Origin of the sequence: Pseudomonas sp. WS 5146 (genome assembly GCF_012985495.1) — a bacterium.
GTDB classification, from domain to species: Bacteria; Pseudomonadota; Gammaproteobacteria; order Pseudomonadales; family Pseudomonadaceae; genus Aquipseudomonas; species Aquipseudomonas edaphica.
The window spans coordinates 595290-617115 of sequence record NZ_JAAQWL010000002.1; the positions used below are offsets into that span (position 1 = coordinate 595290).

Consider the following 21826-nt stretch of genomic DNA (forward strand, 5'->3'; position numbering starts at 1 on the left):
CGGATCAATCTTCGAGCAGGCGGTAATGGGTCGCGCGCACCACCGCCTGTACGCGGTTCTTGGCACCCAGTTTGTGCATGGCCGAGGCCAGGTGCAGGGTGACCACCGCCAGTGAGCGGCTTAACTGCGTGGCGATCTCGGCGGCGGTCAGGCCCTCCGCCGCCCATTTAAGGCACTCGCGCTCGCGTTTGGTCAGATGGATGTGCGGGTAGGTGCGTAGCTCTTTGCTCAGCAGCGGGTAGGCCGCTTCCTGCAAGGCATGGGTGATCAGGCTGAAGTCTGTCAAGGTTTGCTGGGCATCTTCCAGCACCGTGCTGGCCTTGCCGGTGCGCAGGCCGGTCAGCGACGCGAAGCCGCCACGCGGCAGGTGGATCGGCACGGTGACGCCGCAGGTCAGTTGGCGTTCATGCAAATAAGAGGACACGGGCGCATGGCACGGGTCGATGATCTTTTGCAGCGCAGTGTCGGCTTTGGCCTCATAAGACCACACGAACGGCGACACCGTGCTCAAGGCCAGGTGCTGCACCGGGTCGATCTGGTAAAAACCTTCGCTGCACCATAACGCGTGCCAGTCCGACGGCGTGTTGCGCGACTCCAGCACCGAAGGCGTGATCAGCGAACCGTCCTGGTCGATGGGCACCGGCGTGTAGTCATACACCAACGCATCAAAGCCCAACTGCTGGGCGAGGACAAACGTGTTGTCCACCTGTTCAACCAGGCTCCTGCCGGGCATGAGGCGGTTGTTGAAGGCAGTAAGTTTGGACAGCATCCGTTCTGCTCCCGAATTCATTTGAATCTCGACTTGCGGCAAGTAGAATGCCACGCCCCGGCGAAGGACTGCCAGGCCAAACCTATAAGAACTACTAGGTTATGGACGCGCGGCATCCTCGGTAGTGTTGGCCCTCTAAACGGCCGCTACCTGCCAGGCCGATACAACACAAGGAATGTATGCATGTGGCGTGAAATTGCCCCCGACCAGCAATACAACGTGCAGGTCGATGGCCATAACCTCGTGGCCTACAGCTTTGGCGACGGCGATGAGGTGCTCTTGTGTCTCAACGGCGGCCCGGGCCTGCCGTGTGACTACTTGCGCGACGCCCATGGCTGGCTCAAAGAGCATAACCTGCGAGTGGTTGCATTCGATCAGCTTGGCACGGGCGCATCAGCCAGACCATCAGATGTTTCCCTGTGGGAAATTGGCCGTTATGTCGAAGAAGTCGAAACCGTGCGCCAGGCACTGGGCCTGGGCCGCGTGCATCTGCTTGGGCATTCGTGGGGCGGCTGGTTGGGCATCGAGTACGCCATCCACTATCCCGACGCCCTGAAAAGCCTGATCCTGGAAAACACCGTCGGCGATATTCCGCACCTGTCCCAGGAGCTCGAACGCCTGCGCGGTGCCCTCGGCAGCGAAACCGTGGCCATGATGCAGCGCCATGAAGCCATGGGCACACTCGATCATCCGCAGTATCAGGCCGCTATCACCTTGCTCAACTACCGCCACGTCTGCCGTCTGGACGAATGGCCGGAGCCGGTCAAGCGCTCCCTGGGCGACTGGAACATGGGGCCTTACGAAACCATGCAAGGCCCCAACGAGTTCCTCTATATCGGCAACCTCAAGGACTGGAACCGCATCCCGGAGATGGCCGATTTCAAGATGCCGATCCTGATCACCACCGGCCAGCACGACGAACTGACACCCGCTTGCGCCCATCGCATGAAACTCGCCGCCACACACGCCGAGTTGCATGTATTCCCCAACAGCAGCCATATGCCGTTTTATGAGGAACCCCACGCGTACTTCCCGGTGCTGCTGGACTTCCTCGCTCGCCACCGAGGCTGACGGATGAATCTTGCGCGTTACCGTTTTGTGCTGTCCCGGCCGCTGCAATTGCTGCCGGTGTTGTTTGGCATCAGCCTGATCACCTTTGTGCTGGTGCGCTCGATCCCCGGCGACCCGGCGCGGGCCTTGCTGGGCTCGCGCAGCACGCCGGACGCGCTGCTGAAAATCCGCGCCCAATACGGCCTGGACCAGCCCTTGTGGCTGCAATATTTCTACTTCCTCAAGAACCTGCTTAAGGGCGATCTCGGCCAGTCACTGCTCTATAAGGTCGACGCGTTGAAACTGATCGTCACCCGCATCGAGCCGACGCTGGTGCTGGTGCTCGGCAGTGTGCTGCTGGCGCTGTTGATCGCGGTGCCGCTGGCTACCGTGGCGGCGCGCAACAAAGGCGGTTGGGCGGATAACCTGATCCGCGTGTTCACCACGGTCGGCCTGGGCATGCCGGCCTTCTGGCTGGGCTTGATGCTGATTCTGTTGCTGAGTGTGAAGTGGGGCTTGTTCCCGGTATCGGGCTACGGTCGCACGTTTACAGATAAAGCCCACCACATGGTCCTGCCGTGCTTGACCATTGCGCTGGCGCTGGCGGCGGTGCTGGTGCGCAACCTGCGGGCGAGCATGCTGATGGAGTTGCAGGCTGACCATGTCACCGCTGCCCGCGCACGCGGATTATCCGAGGCGGCGGTGTTTCGTCGGCATGTGTTACCCAATTCCCTGGTGCCGGCGGTCAACCTGCTGGCGGTGAATATAGGCTGGCTGATCAGCGGCACGGTGGTGATCGAAAGCCTGTTCGCGATTCCCGGCATCGGCCAATTATTGGTGCGCGGTATTTTTACCCGCGACTACATGGTGGTGCAGGGCGTGGCCATGGTGCTGGCGTGTGCGACGGTGGTGGTCAACTTCGTCGCGGACGTGGCGACCGTGGCCCTCGACCCACGGGTGAAGATGCAATGAGCAGCCGACCACTGATTGCGCCGTGGCGTTTGCGCCTGCGGTTTGGTTTTCGCAACGGCCGGCTGACCGCTGCGTGGGGGCTGTTGATCTTGTTTATGTGGTTGGCCCTGGCGTTGTTCGCGCCGTGGCTCGCGCCGTATGACCCGATTGCGCAGAACACCGATCTGAGTTTGCTGGCGCCCAGCCTTGCCCACCCATTTGGCACGGATAACTACGGCAGAGACATCCTTTCGAGGGTGATATGGGGCGCGCGGATTGACCTGCAACTGGCCGTTATCGGCGTGATCTTCCCGTTCCTGATCGGCACTTTTATCGGCGCTGTTTCCGGCTACATCGGCGGGCGCTTCGACAGCGTGTGCATGCGCGTGATCGACGTGGTGCTGGCGTTCCCGTTCCTGGTGTTGATGCTGGCGATCATGGCCATCCTCGGGCCGGGCTTGCAGAGTTTTTATATCGCCATGGCGTTGGTGGGCTGGGTGTCGTATGCGCGGTTGATCCGCTCGCAGATCCTGGTGCTCAAGGAAAGCGACTTCGCCCTGGCCGCCAAGAGCCTGGGCTTTGGCCATGGGCGCATTCTGTTCCGGCACTTATTGCCCAACGCGATGTTTGGCTCGATTGTGTTTTCGATGTCCGACGCCGTGCTGGTGCTGCTCAACGGCGCCGCCGTGAGTTACCTGGGCCTGGGCGTGCAACCGCCGACGGCGGAGTGGGGCACGATGGTCGCCGAAGGGCAGGCGTTTATCACCACAGCCTGGTGGCTTTGCACCTTCCCTGGCCTGGCCATTGTGACCCTGGCCATGGGTTTCAGCCTGCTCGCCGATGGTGTGGCGCAAGTATTGGGGGATCGATCATGAGCCTGCTTCACGTGCAGGACCTCAGCGTGATCGCCAACAATGGTGGGCGAGAGGTCACGCTGGTTGATCGTGTGTCCTTTGATTTGGCCGAAGGTGAAATCCTCGGCCTGGTGGGTGAAAGCGGCTCGGGCAAAACCCTGGCCTGTCGCGGCCTGATGCGCCTGTTGCCGTCGCCCAACCTGCGGGTGCAAGGCGGCGCTGTGCGCCTGGCCGGTCGCGACCTGTTGCAACTCGATGAGGCTGGCATGCGCGCCGTGCGCGGTGGGCAACTGGGCATGATTTTCCAGAACCCCAGCAGTCACCTTGACCCGTTGATGCGCATCGGCGAGCAGATCGCCGAAGGCATCCGTTTGCATCAGGGTGCGTCGAAAAAAGACGCGCGCCTGCAAGCCATCGAGGTGCTGCGCCAGGTCGGTATTCCCGATCCCAAGGCGCGGGTCGACAACTACCCCCATGAGTTCTCCGGCGGCATGCGCCAGCGCGCGATGATCGCCGTGGCCCTGGGCTGCAACCCGCAAGTGCTGATTGCCGACGAGCCGACCACCGCGCTGGACGTGACGGTGCAGGCACAGATCCTGCGCCTGCTGCTGGAGCTGCGAGACCAGCGTGGCCTGGCGATCATCATGATCACCCATGACCTGGGCGTGGTGGCGCAGACCTGTGATTCCATCGCGGTGATGTACGCCGGACGCCTGTGCGAGCACGCGAGCAAATACGACGTGCTGGCCCATCCACAACACCCGTACACCGCTGGCCTTATCGATTGCCAACCCGCCCACAGCAGCGGCCACGCCTTGCTGCGCACCATCCCTGGCCAGCCGCCGTTACTGGATGCCTTGCCCGACGGTTGCCGCTTCAACCCGCGCTGCCCGCAAGTGGCGGCGTTGTGCACTGAGGTGCTGCCCGAAGGTGCGCGCGTAGCCTGCCACTATCCGCTGGGAGAGCGCCCATGAGCCTGTTGCAGATCAAGGACCTGGAGGTGCGGTTTGCCGCGTCCGGCACGGGTGTGTTGGGCCTTAATAAACAGTGGGTGAGGGCGGTCAATGGTGTGTCGCTCAACCTGGCCGCAGGTCAAACCCTGGGGTTGGTGGGCGAGTCCGGCAGTGGCAAAAGCACGCTGGGGCGGGCAATTCTGCACCTCACCCCGATCAGCGCCGGGCAGGTGTTGTTCGATGGCGTCGACATGGCCCGGGGCAGTGCTATCGACATCGCCCGCCTGCGGCATGAAACCGCAATGATTTTCCAAGACCCCTACGCTGCCCTGAACCCGCGACACAGCATTGGCGAAACCCTTGCCGAAGTGCTGCGGGTGCAGCGCAAGGTCGCCCCGGAGCAGATACCGGCTCGCGTGGTCGAGCTGCTTGACCTGGTGGGCCTGCGCCCTGAACTCGCCAGCCGTAAACCCGGCTCCCTCAGCGGTGGCCAGTGCCAGCGCGTCGGCATCGCCCGCGCCCTGGCGGTGGAGCCGCGTCTGATCATTGCCGATGAATGCGTGGCGGCACTGGATGTGTCGATTCAGGGCCAGATCATCAACCTGTTGCTGGAGCTGCAACAGCGCATGAACCTGGCGATTCTGTTTATCGCCCATGACCTGGCCATCGTGCGGCGCCTGTGCGACCGCGTGGCGGTGATGTACCTGGGCAAAATCGTCGAAGAAGGGCCAGTGGAAGCAGTGTTTACTGCGCCACGCCATCCGTATACGGCGGCGTTGATCGAGGCGATTCCCGAGATCGATCCGCACCGGCCGTTGCCCGCAGAACCGTTGCCCGGTGAGCCCCCGAGCCCGCTGAAGTTGCCCACCGGCTGCGCCTTTCACCCGCGCTGCCGGCATGCCCGGACGATGTGTTCCGTGGTGTTGCCGCCGACCCATTACCTGCACGAGCATCGGTACAGTTGCGTGCTTGAAGAACCTCTGTTTTGACCCACTTCTGCCATTCATGAACAAGGAGTTATGACATGCAATCGCGCCACTTGAAGTTGCTCGCCGCCGCGACACTGACCGCCTGGTCCCTCACTGCCGGGCTGGCCCACGCCGCCGGCGTGCTGACCATCGGCTGCCGTGAAGACAGCACCACGTTCGACCCGATCAAAAGCGCACAGAACCGCGATACGTGGGTGTTCGCCAACGTCTACGACACCCTGGTGCGCGTGGATAACCTGGGCACCAAGATGGAACCGGGCCTGGCCGAAAGCTGGGAGATTTCCAAGGACGGCCTGACCTACACCTTCAAGCTGCGTGACGCCAAGTTCTCCGATGGCTCGGCGATCACCGCCGATGACGCGGCGTTCAGCCTGTTGCGCATCCGCGACAACAAGGCGTCGCTGTGGGCAGATCCGTTCAGCCTGATCAACACGGCCAAGGCCAGCGACCCGCAGACCCTGGTGGTCACGCTGAAAACCCCGGCTGTGGCCTTCCTCTCGCAACTGGCCTCGCCGACGGTATCGATCCTGTCGCAAAAAGCCATGACCACGATGGGCGAAGACGCCTACTCGGAAAACCCGGTGACCTCCGGCGCGTTTACCGTGGAGGAGTGGCGCAAGGGCGACCGCGTGATCCTCAAAAAGAACCCGAACTTCTGGCAGGCCAGGAACGTGAGCCTGGATGGCGTGGAGTGGGTCTCGGTCACCGACGACAACACGCGCATGCGCATGGTGCAGAACAACGAGCTGGACACGGCGATCTTCGTTCCGTTCTCCCGCGTGGAAGAGCTGAAGAAAGACAAAAGCGTGGTGATCCATGCCGACCCGTCGACCCGCGAAGATCACCTGCTGATCAACCACGCCCACGGCCTGCTGGCCAAGCCGCAGGTGCGCGAGGCGCTGGACATGGCCATCGACAAGCAGTCGCTGGTCAAGAGCGCCACGTACGGCCAAGGCACCGTGGCCTATTCCTACATCCCCAAAGGCTCGCTGTACCACTACGCCAACAACCTGCAACGCCCGTATGACCTAGCCGCCGCCAAGAAACTGCTGGAAGAGGCTGGTGCCAAGGACTTGAAACTCAACTACGTGGTCAACGCCGGCAACGAAGCTGACGAGCAGATTGCGGTGATCATCAAGGACCAGTTGGCCAAGGTCGGCGTGACCGCCAACCTGCAAAAGGTCGACCCGACCCAAAGCTGGCAGATGCTGGTGGACGGTGAGTACGATATTTCGGTGATGTACTGGACCAACGACATCCTCGACCCGGACCAGAAGACCACTTTCGTGCTCGGCCATGACACCAACCAGAACTACATGACCCGCTACAAGAACGATAAGGTTAAAGAGTTGGTAGCGCAGGCGCGGATCGAGGCCGACCCGGCCAAGCGGGAGCAGATGTATGTGGAGTTGCAGAAGCTGGCGAAGCAGGATGTGAACTGGATTGACCTGTACTACAGCCCGTACATCAACATCTCACGCAAGAATGTGAGTAACTTCCTGCAGAATCCGCTGGGGCGTTTTACCCTTGAGGAAGTGGTGAAGAACTAATATTTCCAATACGCCAAAAATCAAATGTGGGAGCGGGCTTGTGTGGGAGCTGGCTTGCCTGCGATGCGGGCAACTCGGTCTATCTGTTAAACCGAGTTGATGCTATCGCAGGCAAGCCAGCTCCCACACAAGCCAGCTCCCACATGAACCCAGTTTCACATTAGGTTCTATGTTGTTTCAGGTGAACAGTGTCAGTGCTTACTGCGCATCAAACGCCTGCCCATTGATCCCGGCACTGTCCGGCCCCATCAGGTACAGGTACACCGGCATGATGTCTTCCGGTGCAGGCCTTTCCATCGGGTTTTCCCCCGGATACGCCTGGGCACGCATGCTGGTGCGTGTGCCGCCCGGGTTGATGCTGTTGGAGCGTACCGATGCCACATCTTCCAGCTCGTCGGCCAGGGTTTGCATCAAGCCTTCGGTGGCAAACTTCGACACGCCATAAGCGCCCCAGTACGCACGGCCCTTGCGCCCGACGCTGCTGGAGGTGAACACCACCGACGCATCCTGGGACAGCTTGAGCAGTGGCAATAATGTACTGGTCAGCATGAACATCGCGTTGACGTTTACGTGCATCACGCGCATGAAATTCTCACCGGACAACTGCTCGATCGGCGTGCGTGGGCCAATGATCGAGGCGTTGTGCAGCAGGCCGTCGAGGCGACCGAATTCTTTTTCGATCATAGCTGCCAGCTCATCGTATTGATGGGGCAGGGCGGTTTCCAGGTTGAACGGGATCACCACCGGCTGCGGCTGGCCGGCCGCTTCGATCTCGTCATACACCTGGGCCAGGTTGGCTTCGGTCCTGCCCAGCAACAGCACGGTAGCGCCATGGGCGGCATAGGTTTTTGCCGCCGCCGCGCCGATCCCGCGACCGGCACCGGTCACCAGGATCACCCGGTCTTTGAGCAGTTCTGGACGTGCGGAGTAATCAAACATAAAAAACCTCGACAGAATTCAAGCTGAAACAGGCCTTGAAGTGGAATCCATTTCATGTGGGAGCTGGCTTGCCTGCGATGGCGGAGTATCAGTCACCGCAAGTGCTAGCTGGCAGACCGCTATCGCAGGCAAGCCAGCTCCCACAGTGATCTCAGTGCTAGTGGGTATCTCGAACAATCAGCAACTGCACAGCGCGTTATCCAGCACCTTGCGCAGCTCCAGCGGGTGGTCCACTACCACGTCGGCGCCCCAGTTGCGTGGGTTGTCGTCCGGGTGGATGTAGCCGAAGGTGACCGCCGCAGTGCGGGTGCCAGCGTCGCGGCCAGACTCGATATCGCGCAGGTCATCGCCCACGAACAACACGCTGGCCGGGTCAAGGTCGAGCATCTTGCACGCCAGGATCAGCGGCTCGGGGTCGGGCTTGCTGTTCTTCACGTGGTCCGGGCAGATCAGCAGTGCCGAACGCTCGGCCAGGCCCAGTTGCTGCATGATCGGTTCGGCAAAGCGCAACGGTTTGTTGGTGACCACGCCCCAGACCAGTTTGGATTTCTCGATGTCTTCCAGTAACTCGGCCATGCCGTCGAACAGTTTGCTGTGGATTGCGCAGCCCTTGAGATAGCGCTCCAGGAACTCCAGGCGCAACGCTTCAAAGCCAGGGGATTCGGGGTCCATCGAGAAGGTCACGGCGACCATCGCCCGTGCCCCGCCGGAAATTTCATCGCGGATGTGCTGGGGGTTGATCGGCTCCAGGCCTCGGTCGGTGCGCATGGCCTGGCAGATCGCGATAAAGTCCGGCGCGGTGTCCAGCAAGGTGCCGTCCATGTCGAAGAGAACTGCTCGCAACTTCACAGGCTTACTCCTCGCGCAGGGTCTGGATCATGTAGTTGACGTCCACGTCGCTCGCCAGCTTGTAGTGCTTGGTCAGCGGGTTGTAGGTCAGGCCGATGATGTCCTTGACGGTCAGCCCGGCCTGACGGCTCCAGGCGCCCAGCTCGCTCGGGCGGATGAATTTCTTGAAGTCGTGGGTGCCACGCGGCAGCAGCTTCATGATGTATTCGGCGCCGATGATCGCGAACAGGTAGGCCTTGGGGTTGCGGTTGATGGTGGAGAAGAACACCTGGCCGCCCGGCTTGACCATACGGAAGCAGGCGCGGATCACCGAGGACGGGTCTGGCACGTGCTCGAGCATCTCAAGGCAAGTAACCACGTCGAACTGCTCGGGCATCTCTTCGGCCAGGGCTTCGGCGGTGATCTGGCGGTATTCGACGCTCACGCCGGATTCCAGCTGGTGCAGTTGGGCCACGGCCAGCGGTGCCTCGCCCATGTCGATGCCCATCACGGTAGCGCCGCGCTGGGCCATGGCTTCGCTGAGGATGCCGCCGCCGCAACCGACGTCCAGCACCTTCTTGCCCGCCAGGTTGACGCGCTCGTCAATCCAGTTGACGCGCAGCGGGTTGATGTCGTGCAGCGGTTTGAACTCGCTTTCGCGGTCCCACCAGCGGTGGGCCAGGGCTTCAAACTTGGCGATTTCGGCGTGGTCGACGTTGCTCATGGTGAATCCTCTAAATCTGATAAATCGGTTATTCAGTCCTGAACGGCGCGGTTCAAGACCTTCGTTATTCGCTGTGCCCGCTGATCCGTTGGCCCCAGGCGATGGCCGTGGCGGTCAACTGTTGTTCATCCATGCGGGTCAATCGCCGGTCGTCGAGCAACTGCTTGCCGGCGACCCAAAGGTGTTTCACACACTCGCGTCCGGTGGCATATATAAGCGTTGAGACCGGGTCGTAGATCGGTTGTTGCGCCAGCCCCGAAAGATCAAAGGCAACGATATCCGCCGCCTTGCCGACTTCGAGCGAGCCAATCTCGCTGTCCAGGCCCATGGCACGCGCCCCATTGAGCGTAGCCATGCGCAGGGCGCGATGGGCGTCCAGGGCGGTGGCCGAGCCGGCGACGGCCTTGGCCAGCATCGCTGCCGTGCGGGTTTCGCCCAGCAGGTCGAGGTCATTGTTGCTGGCCGCGCCGTCGGTGCCGATGGCCACGTTCACGCCAGCCTGCCACAGACGCTCCACCGGGCAAAAGCCGCTGGCCAGTTTCAGGTTCGATTCCGGGCAATGAATGACGCTGGTGTTGCTTTCTACCAGCAAAGCCAGGTCGTCCTCGCTGATTTGGGTCATATGAACGGCCTGGAAGCGTGGGCCGAGCAGGCCCAGACGGCCCAGGCGCGCCAGTGGGCGTTCGCCGGTCTTGTCCACGGCTTGTTGCACTTCGAAGGCGGTTTCGTGCACATGCATATGGATGGCGGCGTCCAGTTCTTCGGCGATCACGCGGATTTTTTCCAGGTTCTCATCGCTCACGGTGTAAGGCGCGTGAGGGCCGAAGGTGATCTTGATACGCGGGTGGTGCTTGAGGTCGCCGAACAGCTCCACGCCCTGGCGAATCGCCTCATCAGCGCTGCTGGCGCCTGGGATCGGGAAGTCGAGGATCGGCAGCGCGATCTGCGCGCGCATGCCGCTGTTATGTACGCAGTCGCTGGCGACCTTGGGGTAGAAGTACATGTCCGAGAAGCAGGTGATGCCGCCCTTGAGCTGTTCGGCGATGGCCAGGTCGGTGCCGTCGCGCACGAAAGCTTCATCGACCCATTTGGCTTCGGCGGGCCAGATGTGTTTTTCCAGCCAGGTCATCAGCGGCAGATCGTCGGCCAGGCCGCGAAACAGGCTCATCGCCGCGTGGCCGTGGGCGTTGATCAAACCGGGGCTGAGCAGCATGCCCGGCAGCTCGCGCACTTCGCTGGCTGTCAGCTTCAAGGCCGCCGCCCGTGGCCCGATAAACGCAATGCGCCCGTCACGGATGCCCAGGCCGTGCTCCTTGAGCACCACGCCAGCGGGTTCGACAGGTACCAGCCAGGTTGGCAGCAGCAATAAGTCGAGCGGGGCGGCAGTGGAGGTCATCGCAGGCTTCTTCCCAGGCAGCTATAAAAGAAGGGCGAAGTATACCCGAGCGTCCTGGCTGGCGGATCGCTATAATCGGCGGCTTTTGTTCATGAGTGCGGGGTAAGGGATGCGCGACCGACTGTTAGCTGCAGAGAAAGTGAAGGCCATCGATTGGCGTGATGGCGCACTGCACCTGCTCGATCAGCGTGCCTTGCCCTCGCGGGAAACCTGGGTGGCCTGCACCACGGCGGCTGAAGTCGCCCAAGCCATTCGCAGCATGACTGTGCGTGGCGCGCCGGCTATCGGCATCAGTGCTGCCTACGGCCTGGTGCTGGCCGCCCGCGAACGGATCGCCGAGGGCGGTGACTGGCAGGCGGCATGGGAAGAAGACTACGCATTGCTGGCCGATAGCCGTCCGACCGCCGCGAACCTGTTCTGGGCCTTGAAGCGCATGCGTGACCGCCTGGATCGGGTCAAAAAACACGCCGACCCGCTGGCGGTGCTGGAAGCCGAAGCCATTGCGATCCATGAAAGCGACCGCGAAGCCAATCTGGTCATGGCCCAATTGGGCCTCGAACGGATTCGCAAGCACCAGGGCAACGCCCAGGCGATCCTCACCCATGGCAATGCGGGCGCCCTGGCCACTGGCGGCGTGGGCACGGCCCTTGGGGTAATCCGCGCAGCGTTCCTCGAGGGTTTGGTCGAGCATGTCTATGTCAACGAAACCCGCCCGTGGCTGCAAGGTTCGCGGCTGACGGCCTGGGAGTTGGCGGGCGAGGGTATCCCGGCCACGGTCAATGCCGACTCGGCGGGGGCGCATATCCTCAAGACCAAGGGCGTGACCTGGGTCGTGGTCGGCGCCGACTGCATTGCGGCCAATGGTGATGTGATCGGCCCGATCGGCACTTATCAATTGGCGGTGTGTGCCATGCACCACGGCGTGCGTTTTATGGTGGTGGCGCCCAGTTCGACGCTCGATTTGATGATGGCCACCGGTGATGATGTCAGCCTGGAAGAGCGTGATGCCGCGGAGTTGCTTGAGGTGGGCGGGCAGCGGTTGGAGGTTGCGGCGTTTAATCCTGTCTTCGATGTGACGCCGGCGGACCTGATTGATGTGATCGTGACCGAAAAAGGCATTGTCGAACGGCCCGATACTGCCAAGCTGGCCAAGTTGATGTGCCGTAAGCGCCTGCATTGAGGGCTTTGGTGGCTGTAGGATCGCCATCGCAGGCAAGCCAGCTCCCACACTTACGGTGCTCGCAGGCCAACATGTGGGAGCGGGCTTGCCCGCGATTGGCCCTGTAAGTCAATAAAACCCTTGGATCCAGCCTCAAAAAACAGCACCCACCCCGCTCTGAGCCTCTCTCGTCCCTCTCAAGCCTGTCATCCGTCAAATTACTAGCCTCCATGCGCATCAGGGGGATAGGTGCGTGGCGGCGATTGTGATAACATCCGGCGGTTTCCAGGGCCGCCCCGAGGGGTTGCCCATAACGTGCAGATCCGTGTCATAACTCGTTGATTTGTCGTAAGTCGTTGTCAGGCACTCTGCCAGCAACGGCGAGCTTCGTTCGTCCCATATGGATGTGACGAGGTTTCACCCGAAAAAGGAATCAGGCTTCTCATGGGCGAACTGGCCAAAGAAATCCTCCCGGTCAATATCGAAGACGAGCTGAAACAGTCCTACCTCGACTACGCAATGAGCGTAATTGTCGGTCGGGCACTGCCTGATGCGCGCGATGGCTTGAAGCCCGTGCACCGGCGTGTGCTGTTCGCGATGAGCGAGCTGGGTAACGACTGGAACAAGCCGTACAAGAAATCTGCCCGTGTTGTCGGTGACGTGATCGGTAAGTATCACCCTCACGGCGACACTGCGGTGTACGACACCATCGTTCGGATGGCCCAGCCGTTTTCCCTGCGCTACCTGCTGGTAGACGGCCAGGGCAACTTCGGTTCGGTCGACGGCGACAACGCTGCGGCCATGCGATACACCGAAGTACGCATGACCAAGCTGGCGCACGAGCTGCTGGCTGACCTGCATAAAGAAACCGTGGACTGGGTGCCGAACTACGACGGCACCGAAATGATCCCGGCCGTCATGCCAACCCGTATTCCCAACTTGCTGGTCAACGGCTCCAGCGGTATTGCCGTGGGCATGGCCACCAACATCCCGCCGCACAACCTCGGTGAAGTCATCGACGGTTGCCTGGCCCTCATCGACAACCCTGAGCTGACCGTCGATGAGCTGATGCAATACATCCCCGGTCCGGACTTCCCGACTGCCGCGATCATCAACGGCCGTGCCGGCATCATCGAAGCCTATCGTACCGGCCGTGGCCGCATTTATATGCGCGCCCGCTCGATGATCGAAGACATCGACAAGGTCGGTGGCCGCCAGCAGATCGTCATTACCGAACTCCCGTACCAGCTGAACAAGGCGCGTTTGATCGAGAAGATCGCCGAGCTGGTTAAAGAGAAGAAGCTCGAAGGCATCACCGAACTGCGCGACGAGTCTGACAAAGACGGTATGCGCGTGGTGATCGAGCTGCGTCGTGGCGAAGTGCCTGAGGTGATCCTCAACAACCTCTACGCCCAGACCCAGCTGCAAAGCGTGTTTGGTATCAACGTAGTGGCCTTGATCGACGGCCGCCCGCGCATCCTGAACCTCAAGGACCTGCTCGAAGCCTTCGTGCGTCACCGCCGCGAAGTGGTCACCCGCCGCACCGTGTTCGAACTGCGCAAGGCCCGCGAGCGCGGCCACATCCTGGAAGGCCAGGCGGTAGCGCTGTCGAACATCGACCCGGTGATCGCGCTGATCAAGGCTTCGCCGACGCCGTCGGAAGCCAAGGAAGCGCTGATCAAGATGCCATGGGAATCCAGCGCCGTCGTGGCGATGGTTGAACGTGCCGGTGCCGATTCGTGCCGCCCGGAGACCCTGGACCCGCAATACGGCCTGCGCGACGGCAAGTACTTCCTGTCGCCGGAACAGGCCCAGGCCATTCTGGAACTGCGTTTGCACCGTCTGACCGGCCTGGAGCACGAGAAACTGCTGGCCGAGTACCAGGAGATTCTCAACCAGATCGGCGAGCTGATCCGCATCCTCAACAGCGCTGTGCGCCTGATGGAAGTGATCCGCGAAGAACTGGAAGTGATCCGTGCCGAATACGGCGACGTGCGCCGCACCGAAATCCTCGATGCGCGCCTCGACCTGACCCTGGGTGACATGATCCCGGAAGAAGAACGTGTGGTGACCATTTCCCACGGTGGCTACGCCAAGACCCAGCCATTGGCTGCGTACCAGGCTCAGCGTCGTGGCGGTAAAGGTAAATCGGCTACCGGCGTGAAGGATGAGGACTACATCGCTCACCTGCTGGTTGCCAACAGCCACACCACGCTGTTGCTGTTCTCCAGCAAAGGCAAGGTGTACTGGCTCAAGACCTACGAGATTCCGGAAGCCTCCCGCGCTGCCCGTGGTCGTCCGTTGGTCAACCTGCTGCCGCTGGACAGTGATGAATACATCACCACCATGCTGCCAGTCGAGGAATACACCGAAGGTCACTTCATCTTCATGGCCACCGCCAAAGGCACCGTGAAGAAGACTCCGCTGGAATCCTTCAGCCGCCAGCGCAGCGTGGGCCTGATCGCCCTGGAGCTGGACGAAGGCGACGTATTGATCTCTGCGGCCATCACCGATGGCGAGCGTGAAGTCATGCTGTTCTCCGATGGCGGCAAAGTGACACGCTTCAAGGAATCCGACGTTCGCGCCATGGGCCGTACCGCTCGCGGTGTGCGCGGTATGCGTCTGCCGGAAGGGCAGAAGCTGATTTCGATGCTGATCCCGGAAGAAGGCAGCCAGATCCTCACCGCTTCGGCGCGTGGTTATGGCAAGCGGACCGCCATCAGCGAGTTCCCGGAGTACAAGCGTGGCGGCCAGGGCGTAATCGCCATGGTCAGCAACGACCGCAACGGCCGTCTGGTTGGCGCGGTGCAGGTGCTTGATGGTGAGGAGATCATGCTGATTTCCGACCAGGGCACTCTGGTGCGTACCCGTGTGGCTGAAGTGTCGAGCCTGGGCCGTAACACCCAGGGCGTGACGCTGATCAAGCTGGCCAGCGACGAAACGCTGGTAGGCCTGGAGCGCGTTCAGGAGCCATCGGAAGTCGAAGGCGAAGAGCTGGAAGGCGAAGACGGTGCGGTGTTCGATGGCGAGGTGATCGCAACCGGCGATGACAACGTCGACGAGCCAACCCTCGATGCTGCCGCAGACGAAGAAGAACCGCAGGAATAAGCGGACACACAGGGGGCGGATGAAGATTCGCCCCCTTGTTGTTTGTGTCCCCTTTGAAACACATGTCCTTGGTCTGGCTTCGATCCCTGTGGGAGCTGGCTTGCCTGCGATAGCATCACCGCGGTATCACTGCAACTACCGAGGTGCCTGTATCGCAGGCAAGCCAGCTCCCACAAGGGCTCGCGCCAGCGCAAGGCCGTTGCCGAACATGATTGCAGCCCCAACCAGATCAGAGTGAGATTGGATGTGAGCAAGAGAGCCTATAACTTCTGTGCCGGTCCCGCGGCGCTTCCTGAAGCAGTCCTGCAGCGTGCGCAGGGTGAACTCCTCGACTGGCATGGAAAAGGCCTCTCCGTGATGGAAATGAGCCATCGCAGCGATGAGTTTGTGTCCATCGCCACCAAGGCCGAGCAGGATCTGCGCGACTTGCTGGACATCCCTTCCAACTACAAGGTGCTGTTCCTGCAAGGCGGCGCGAGCCAGCAGTTCGCCCAGATTCCGCTGAACCTGCTGCCGGAAGACGGCACTGCCGACTATATCGACACGGGTATCTGGGGTCAGAAGGCGATTGAAGAGGCCTCGCGCTACGGTCACGTCAACGTGGCGGGTACCGCCAAGCCGTACGATTACTTCGCCATTCCGGGTCAGAACGAGTGGAAGCTGTCCAAAGACGCGGCCTACGTACACTACGTCGCCAACGAAACCATCGGCGGCCTGGAGTTTGACTGGGTGCCGGAAGTGGGTGACGTGCCGTTGGTGTGCGACATGTCTTCGGACATCCTCTCGCGCCCGATCGATGTGTCCAAATACGGCATGATCTACGCCGGTGCGCAGAAGAACATCGGCCCGAGCGGCATCCTGGTCAACATCGTCCGCGAAGACCTGCTGGGCCGCGCGCGTTCGCTGTGCCCGACCATGCTCAACTACAAGGTCGCGGCCGATAATGGCTCGATGTACAACACGCCGCCGGCGTTCGCCTGGTACCTGTCGGGCCTGGTGTTTGAATGGCTGAAAGAGCAGGGCGGTGTGGCCGCCATGGGCAAGCTCAACGAAGAGAAGAAGCGCACCCTGTACGACTTCATCGACGCCAGCGGCCTGTACAGCAACCCGATCAACCTCACCGACCGCTCGTGGATGAACGTGCCGTTCCGCCTGGCCGATGACCGCCTGGACAAGCCATTCCTGGCCGGTGCCGACGCACGTGGCCTGCTGAACCTCAAGGGCCACCGTTCGGTCGGTGGCATGCGCGCCTCCATCTACAACGCTGTCGACATCCACGCGATCAACGCGCTGGTTGCCTACATGGCAGAGTTCGAAAAGGAACACGGCTAATGTCTGAGCAAGAACTCAAGGCCCTGCGTGTACGCATCGACAGCCTGGACGAGAAAGTCCTGGAGCTGATCAGTGAACGTGCGCGCTGCGCCCAGGAAGTCGCCCGCGTGAAAATGGCGTCCCTGGCTGAGGGCGAAGTGCCGGTGTTCTACCGGCCTGAGCGCGAAGCCCAGGTGCTCAAGCGCGTGATGGAGCGCAACAAAGGCCCGTTGGGCAACGAAGAGATGGCGCGGTTGTTCCGTGAAATCATGTCGTCGTGCCTGGCGCTGGAGCAGCCACTTAAGGTGGCGTACCTCGGCCCGGAAGGCACCTTCACCCAGGCAGCGGCCATGAAGCATTTTGGCCACGCGGTGATCAGCAAACCGATGGCGGCCATCGATGAAGTGTTCCGCGAAGTGGCGGCCGGTGCGGTGAATTTTGGCGTGGTGCCGGTGGAAAACTCCACCGAAGGCGCGGTCAATCACACGCTGGACAGCTTCCTTGAGCACGACATGGTGATCTGCGGTGAAGTCGAACTGCGTATCCACCACCACCTGCTGGTGGGCGAGAACACCAAGACCGACAGCATCAGCCGTATCTACTCCCACGCCCAATCGCTGGCCCAGTGCCGCAAGTGGCTGGACGCGCATTACCCGAATGTCGAGCGCGTGGCGGTGTCCAGCAACGCCGAAGCGGCCAAGCGGGTCAAGGGTGAGTGGAATTCGGCGGCCATCGCCGGTGACATGGCTGCGGGCCTGTATGGCCTGACGCGCCTGGCCGAAAAAATCGAAGACCGCCCGGATAACTCCACGCGCTTCTTGATGATCGGCAGCCAGGAAGTGCCGCCGACCGGCGACGACAAAACTTCGATCATCGTCTCCATGAGCAACAAGCCCGGCGCGCTGCATGAGCTGCTGGTGCCGTTCCACGATAACGGGATTGACCTGACGCGAATCGAAACTCGCCCTTCGCGCAGCGGTAAATGGACGTATGTGTTCTTTATCGACTTCATCGGCCACCACCGCGACCCGCTGGTCAAAGGGGTGCTGGAGAAAATCAGTCAAGAAGCCGTGGCACTCAAGGTGCTGGGCTCTTACCCGAAAGCGGTTTTGTGAGGCTTTAACATGAGTGGCAACTTCCTCGCCCTGGCTCAGCCGGGCGTGCAACAACTGTCGCCTTACGTTCCAGGCAAGCCTGTGGACGAGCTGGCGCGTGAGTTGAACCTGGACCCGTCGAAGATCGTAAAACTGGCCAGTAACGAAAACCCGCTGGGCCCAAGCCCAAAAGTATTGGCGGCGATTCGTGAGGAACTGACTGAGCTGACCCGCTACCCGGACGGTAATGGCTTCGCCCTCAAGTCGCTGCTGGCCGAGAACTGCCGCGTCGAACCGAACCAGGTAACCCTGGGCAACGGTTCCAACGACATTCTTGAGCTGGTCGGCCGTGCGTACCTGGCGCCAGGCCTGAATGCGGTGTTCAGCGAGCACGCGTTCGCCGTCTACCCGATCGTGACCCAGGCTGTGGGGGCTGACGCCCGCGTCATTCCTGCCAAGGATTGGGGGCATGACCTGCCGGCCATGCTGGCGGCCATCGACGCGCAAACCCGCGTGGTGTTTATCGCCAACCCGAACAACCCGACCGGCACCTGGTTCGACGCCCAGGCGCTGAACGACTTCCTGCAGGACGTGCCCGAGCACGTGCTGGTGGTGCTGGACGAAGCCTACATCGAGTACGCCGAAGGCAGCGACCTGCCGGACGGCCTGGACTTCCTGGCGGCTTACCCGAACCTGCTGGTGTCGCGTACCTTCTCCAAGGCCTACGGCCTGGCATCGCTGCGCGTGGGTTACGGCTTGTCCACCGCGGTGGTTGCCGATGTGCTCAACCGTGTGCGCCAGCCGTTCAACGTCAACAGCCTGGCGTTGGCGGCGGCGTGTGCGGCGGTCAAGGATGCCGAGTACCTCGAAGAGGGCCGTCGCATCAACGAAAGCGGCATGCTGCAGCTGCAGGAAGGTTTCCGTGAGCTGGGCCTGGGCTGGATTCCTTCCAAGGGCAACTTTATTTGTGTGGACCTCGGCCAAGTCGCCGCGCCGGTGTTCCAGGGCCTGCTGCGCGAAGGCGTGATCGTGCGCCCGGTGGCCAACTACGGCATGCCGAACCACCTGCGTATCACCATTGGCTTGCCGGCCGAAAACAGTCGCTTCCTGGAGGCGTTGGCCAAGGTTCTGGCTCGTGGTTGATGTCACTGCATTGCAACCTGCTGTGCCTATGATCGGTCGCCTGGTGGTGGTCGGCCTGGGGTTGATCGGTGGCTCCTTCGCCAAGGGCCTGCGTGAAAGCGGGCTGTGTGGCGAGGTGGTCGGTGTGGACCTTGACCCGCAATCGCGCAAGCTGGCGGTGGAGCTGGGCGTGGTGGACCGCTGTGAGGCAGACCTGGCGCTGGCGTGCCAGGGCGCGGATGTGATCCAGCTCGCCGTGCCGATTCTGGCGATGGAGAAGTTGCTGGTCTTGCTGGCGGATATGGACCTTGGCCAGGCGATCCTCACGGACGTCGGCAGTGCCAAGGGCAATGTGGTGCGCGCCGCCAAACTCGCATTTGGCGGCATGCCGGCGCGTTTTGTGCCGGGCCATCCGATTGCCGGTTCCGAGCAGAGCGGCGTCGAGGCGTCCAATGCGCAGTTGTTCCGTCGCCATAAGGTGATTCTGACCCCGCTTGAGCAGACCGATCCGGCGGCCTTGGCGGTGGTGGATCGTCTGTGGCGCGAATTGGGCGCCGATGTCGAGCATATGCAGGTCGAGCGCCACGACGAAGTGTTGGCGGCGACCAGCCATTTGCCGCACTTGCTGGCCTTTGGCTTGGTGGATTCTCTGGCCAAGCGCAACGAAAACCTTGAGATTTTCCGTTACGCCGCCGGTGGTTTTCGCGATTTCACGCGGATTGCCGGCAGTGACCCGGTGATGTGGCACGACATCTTCCTCGCCAATCGTGAAGCTGTGTTGCGCACCCTGGACACCTTCCGCAGTGACCTCGACGCCTTGCGCGATGCGGTTGATGCGGGTGATGGCCATCAATTATTGGGCGTGTTTACCCGTGCGCGGGTGGCGCGTGAGCATTTCAGCAAGATCCTGGCGCGCCGGGCCTACATGGAAACCGCTGTGAACGCCGATGAGCAGACCTTTCTCGCCAAACCGGGCGGCCGCTTGAGCGGGCAGATCCGGGTGCCGGGCGACAAGTCGATCTCCCATCGCTCGATCATGCTGGGCTCATTGGCCGACGGCGTGACCGAAGTCGAAGGTTTCCTCGAAGGCGAAGATGCCCTGGCAACCCTGCAGGCGTTTCGTGACATGGGCGTTGTGATTGAAGGGCCGCACCACGGGCGCGTGACGATTCATGGTGTGGGGTTGCACGGTTTGCAGCCGGCGCCGGGGCCGATCTACCTGGGTAACTCCGGTACGTCGATGCGTTTGCTGTCCGGGTTGCTCGCGGCGCAGCGCTTTGACAGTGTGTTGACCGGTGATGCATCGCTGTCCAAACGCCCGATGAACCGCGTGGCCAAGCCACTGCGGGAAATGGGCGCAGTGATCGAGACCGGGCCGGACGGGCATCCGCCGTTGACAATTCGCGGTGGCCAGGCGCTCAAAGGCCTGGACTATTCGATGCCGATGGCCAGTGCGCAGGTGAAGTCCTGCCTGTTGCTGGCCGGGTTGTATGCCGAGGGCAAGACCTCGGTGACCGAGCCTGCGCCGACCCGTGATCATACCGAGCGGATGTTGCGTGGGTTTGGTTATCCGGTTGCCGTGGCGGGGGCTACGGCGTCTGTCGAGTCGGGCCATGCATTGAAGGCTACACATATAGAAGTGCCGGGGGATATTTCCTCTTCGGCGTTCTTCCTGGTGGCGGCTTCGATTGCTGAAGGCTCCGAGTTGCTGCTGGAGCACGTTGGCGTTAACCCGACGCGCACTGGCGTGATCGATATCCTGCGGCTGATGGGCGCGGATATCACCCTGGAAAACTCGCGTGAAGTGGGCGGTGAGCCAGTTGCCGACCTGCGCGTGCGCGCCGCTGAGTTAAAAGGCATCGAGATTCCCGAGGCCCTGGTGCCGCTGGCGATCGACGAGTTCCCGGTGTTGTTCGTAGCGGCGGCCTGCGCCAAAGGGCGCACCGTGCTGCGTGGCGCCGAAGAACTGCGGGTCAAGGAGTCCGACCGCATCCAGGTCATGGCCGATGGTCTGTTGGCCCTTGGCGTGAAGTGTGAACCGACACCTGATGGGATTATCATTGACGGTGGCCCGATGGGCGGTGGCGAAGTGCAATCCCATGGTGATCACCGCATCGCCATGGCGTTCAGCGTGGCCTCCCTACGGGCGGCCGCGCCGATTCGTATCCGTGACTGCGCCAATGTTGCTACGTCTTTTCCGAATTTTCTTACACTGTGTGCCCACGTCGGCATCCGTGTTGCCCAAGAGGCTCAATTGTGAATATCAAAGCACCGGTGATTACCATCGACGGGCCAAGCGGCTCGGGCAAAGGCACGATCGCCGGCATTCTGGCCAAGCGCCTGGGCTGGTGCCTGCTGGATTCCGGCGCGCTTTACCGCCTGCTGGCCTTTGCCGCACGCAACCATGGCGTCGACCTGACCAACGAAGAATCCCTGAAGCTGCTGGCGGCGCACCTTGATGTGCAGTTCGTCGGCGCGACGGAAGGTCATCCGCAGCGCATCATCCTTGAGGGTGATGACGTGACCGATGACCTGCGCAACGAACAAGTCGGCTCCTGGGCCTCCCAGGTTGCCGCTCTGCCGGCCGTGCGTGACGCATTGCTGCAGCGCCAGCGGGCGTTTCAGGAGCCGCCGGGCCTGGTCGCTGATGGCCGTGACATGGGTACCGTGGTGTTTCCCGAGGCGCCGCTGAAGGTTTTCCTGACCGCCAGCGCCGAGGAGCGTGCTCGCCGCCGTTACTTGCAGTTGAAGGGCAAAGTCGATGGTGTTAGTCTGTCGAGTCTGCTAGATGAGATCCGTGCACGCGATGAGCGTGATACCCAGCGTGCGGTAGCCCCGCTAAAGCCGGCGGCTGACGCCATACAGCTGGATTCCACGGAGTTGTCCATCGAGCAGGTGCTGGAACGCATCTTGAGTGAAATCGCCATTCGCGATATCGCCGGGTGATCAAGAAGGCCGCAGGGGACCAGTCATAGTCCTGCGGTGGCTTCTTTTAACTGAAACTGACCCACACCGTCTGGGGTGTGGAG

18 protein-coding genes are annotated in these 21826 nt (G+C 61.7%); 13 read left to right on the top strand and 5 right to left on the bottom strand.

What is annotated here, in order from left to right; translation table 11 throughout:
- Window positions 1-4 precede the first annotated feature (4 nt).
- Entirely contained in the window at window positions 5-769 is a 765-nt protein-coding gene (locus tag HBO41_RS07335; protein ID WP_017136115.1) for a LuxR family transcriptional regulator, read from the bottom strand.
- Window positions 770-952: 183 nt separating this feature from the next.
- Here HBO41_RS07335 and HBO41_RS07340 point away from each other — a divergent pair, with 183 nt between their 5' ends.
- Genes HBO41_RS07340 through HBO41_RS07365 form a run of 6 tightly spaced genes read left to right on the top strand, consistent with a single transcriptional unit; the run spans window position 953 to window position 7116 of the window.
- Window positions 953-1840 (top strand): proline iminopeptidase-family hydrolase, encoded by an 888-nt coding sequence (locus tag HBO41_RS07340; RefSeq protein WP_017136114.1) that lies wholly within the window; start codon window positions 953-955, stop codon window positions 1838-1840.
- Window positions 1841-1843: 3 nt separating this feature from the next.
- Window positions 1844-2791, top strand: a complete 948-nt coding sequence (locus HBO41_RS07345) for an ABC transporter permease (protein WP_017136113.1) — start codon at window positions 1844-1846, stop codon at window positions 2789-2791.
- On the top strand, window positions 2788-3645 hold the full coding sequence (locus tag HBO41_RS07350; protein ID WP_017136112.1) for an ABC transporter permease: 858 nt from the start codon (window positions 2788-2790) through the stop codon (window positions 3643-3645). The genes HBO41_RS07345 and HBO41_RS07350 overlap by 4 nt, the downstream gene beginning before the upstream one ends.
- Window positions 3642-4598, top strand: coding sequence for an ABC transporter ATP-binding protein (locus HBO41_RS07355; protein ID WP_026013611.1), 957 nt, complete (start codon window positions 3642-3644; stop codon window positions 4596-4598). The genes HBO41_RS07350 and HBO41_RS07355 overlap by 4 nt, the downstream gene beginning before the upstream one ends.
- A complete protein-coding gene (locus HBO41_RS07360; protein WP_169985660.1) occupies window positions 4595-5566 on the top strand; it encodes an ABC transporter ATP-binding protein in 972 nt (323 codons plus the stop codon). Before HBO41_RS07355 ends, HBO41_RS07360 begins: the two co-directional genes overlap by 4 nt.
- Window positions 5567-5601: 35 nt before the next feature.
- Window positions 5602-7116, top strand: a complete 1515-nt coding sequence (locus tag HBO41_RS07365; RefSeq protein ID WP_169985662.1) for an ABC transporter substrate-binding protein — start codon at window positions 5602-5604, stop codon at window positions 7114-7116.
- Window positions 7117-7314: 198 nt separating this feature from the next.
- On the opposite strand, the gene HBO41_RS07370 is transcribed toward HBO41_RS07365, so the two are convergent.
- The 4 genes from HBO41_RS07370 to HBO41_RS07385 all read right to left on the bottom strand — a co-directional run bounded on the left by HBO41_RS07370 (window position 7315) and on the right by HBO41_RS07385 (window position 11003).
- Window positions 7315-8055, bottom strand: coding sequence for a YciK family oxidoreductase (locus HBO41_RS07370; RefSeq protein WP_169985664.1), 741 nt, complete (start codon window positions 8053-8055; stop codon window positions 7315-7317).
- A 177-nt stretch (window positions 8056-8232) separates the two neighbouring features.
- Entirely contained in the window at window positions 8233-8904 is a 672-nt protein-coding gene (mupP, locus tag HBO41_RS07375) for an N-acetylmuramic acid 6-phosphate phosphatase MupP (protein ID WP_099549098.1), read from the bottom strand.
- 4 nt (window positions 8905-8908) lie between these two features.
- Window positions 8909-9607, bottom strand: coding sequence for a bifunctional 2-polyprenyl-6-hydroxyphenol methylase/3-demethylubiquinol 3-O-methyltransferase UbiG (ubiG, locus tag HBO41_RS07380; RefSeq protein WP_003172645.1), 699 nt, complete (start codon window positions 9605-9607; stop codon window positions 8909-8911).
- A 64-nt stretch (window positions 9608-9671) separates the two neighbouring features.
- A complete protein-coding gene (locus HBO41_RS07385) occupies window positions 9672-11003 on the bottom strand; it encodes a TRZ/ATZ family hydrolase (RefSeq protein ID WP_169985666.1) in 1332 nt (443 codons plus the stop codon).
- 109 nt (window positions 11004-11112) lie between these two features.
- On the opposite strand from HBO41_RS07385, the gene mtnA reads away from it, so the two are divergent.
- The 7 genes from mtnA (at window position 11113) to cmk (ending at window position 21743) form a co-directional block, all read left to right on the top strand.
- Window positions 11113-12183 carry an S-methyl-5-thioribose-1-phosphate isomerase gene (mtnA, locus tag HBO41_RS07390; RefSeq protein ID WP_017136107.1) on the top strand — a complete coding sequence of 357 codons (1071 nt, stop codon included), beginning with the start codon at window positions 11113-11115 and terminating at the stop codon, window positions 12181-12183.
- A gap of 423 nt (window positions 12184-12606) precedes the next feature.
- Window positions 12607-15270 (top strand): DNA gyrase subunit A, encoded by a 2664-nt coding sequence (gyrA, locus tag HBO41_RS07395; RefSeq protein WP_017136106.1) that lies wholly within the window; start codon window positions 12607-12609, stop codon window positions 15268-15270.
- Between the two features lie 246 nt (window positions 15271-15516).
- Entirely contained in the window at window positions 15517-16602 is a 1086-nt protein-coding gene (gene serC, locus HBO41_RS07400; RefSeq protein WP_026013609.1) for a 3-phosphoserine/phosphohydroxythreonine transaminase, read from the top strand.
- Complete coding sequence (pheA, locus tag HBO41_RS07405) at window positions 16602-17696, top strand: prephenate dehydratase (RefSeq protein ID WP_003172650.1); 1095 nt, start codon at window positions 16602-16604, stop codon at window positions 17694-17696. Before serC ends, pheA begins: the two co-directional genes overlap by 1 nt.
- A 9-nt stretch (window positions 17697-17705) precedes the next feature.
- Window positions 17706-18818, top strand: a complete 1113-nt coding sequence (gene hisC / locus HBO41_RS07410; protein WP_017136104.1) for a histidinol-phosphate transaminase — start codon at window positions 17706-17708, stop codon at window positions 18816-18818.
- 28 nt (window positions 18819-18846) lie between these two features.
- Window positions 18847-21057, top strand: a complete 2211-nt coding sequence (locus HBO41_RS07415) for a bifunctional prephenate dehydrogenase/3-phosphoshikimate 1-carboxyvinyltransferase (RefSeq protein ID WP_262380230.1) — start codon at window positions 18847-18849, stop codon at window positions 21055-21057.
- Window positions 21054-21743 (top strand): (d)CMP kinase, encoded by a 690-nt coding sequence (gene cmk / locus HBO41_RS07420; protein WP_169985669.1) that lies wholly within the window; start codon window positions 21054-21056, stop codon window positions 21741-21743. The genes HBO41_RS07415 and cmk overlap by 4 nt, the downstream gene beginning before the upstream one ends.
- The last annotated feature ends 83 nt before the right edge of the window (window positions 21744-21826 follow it).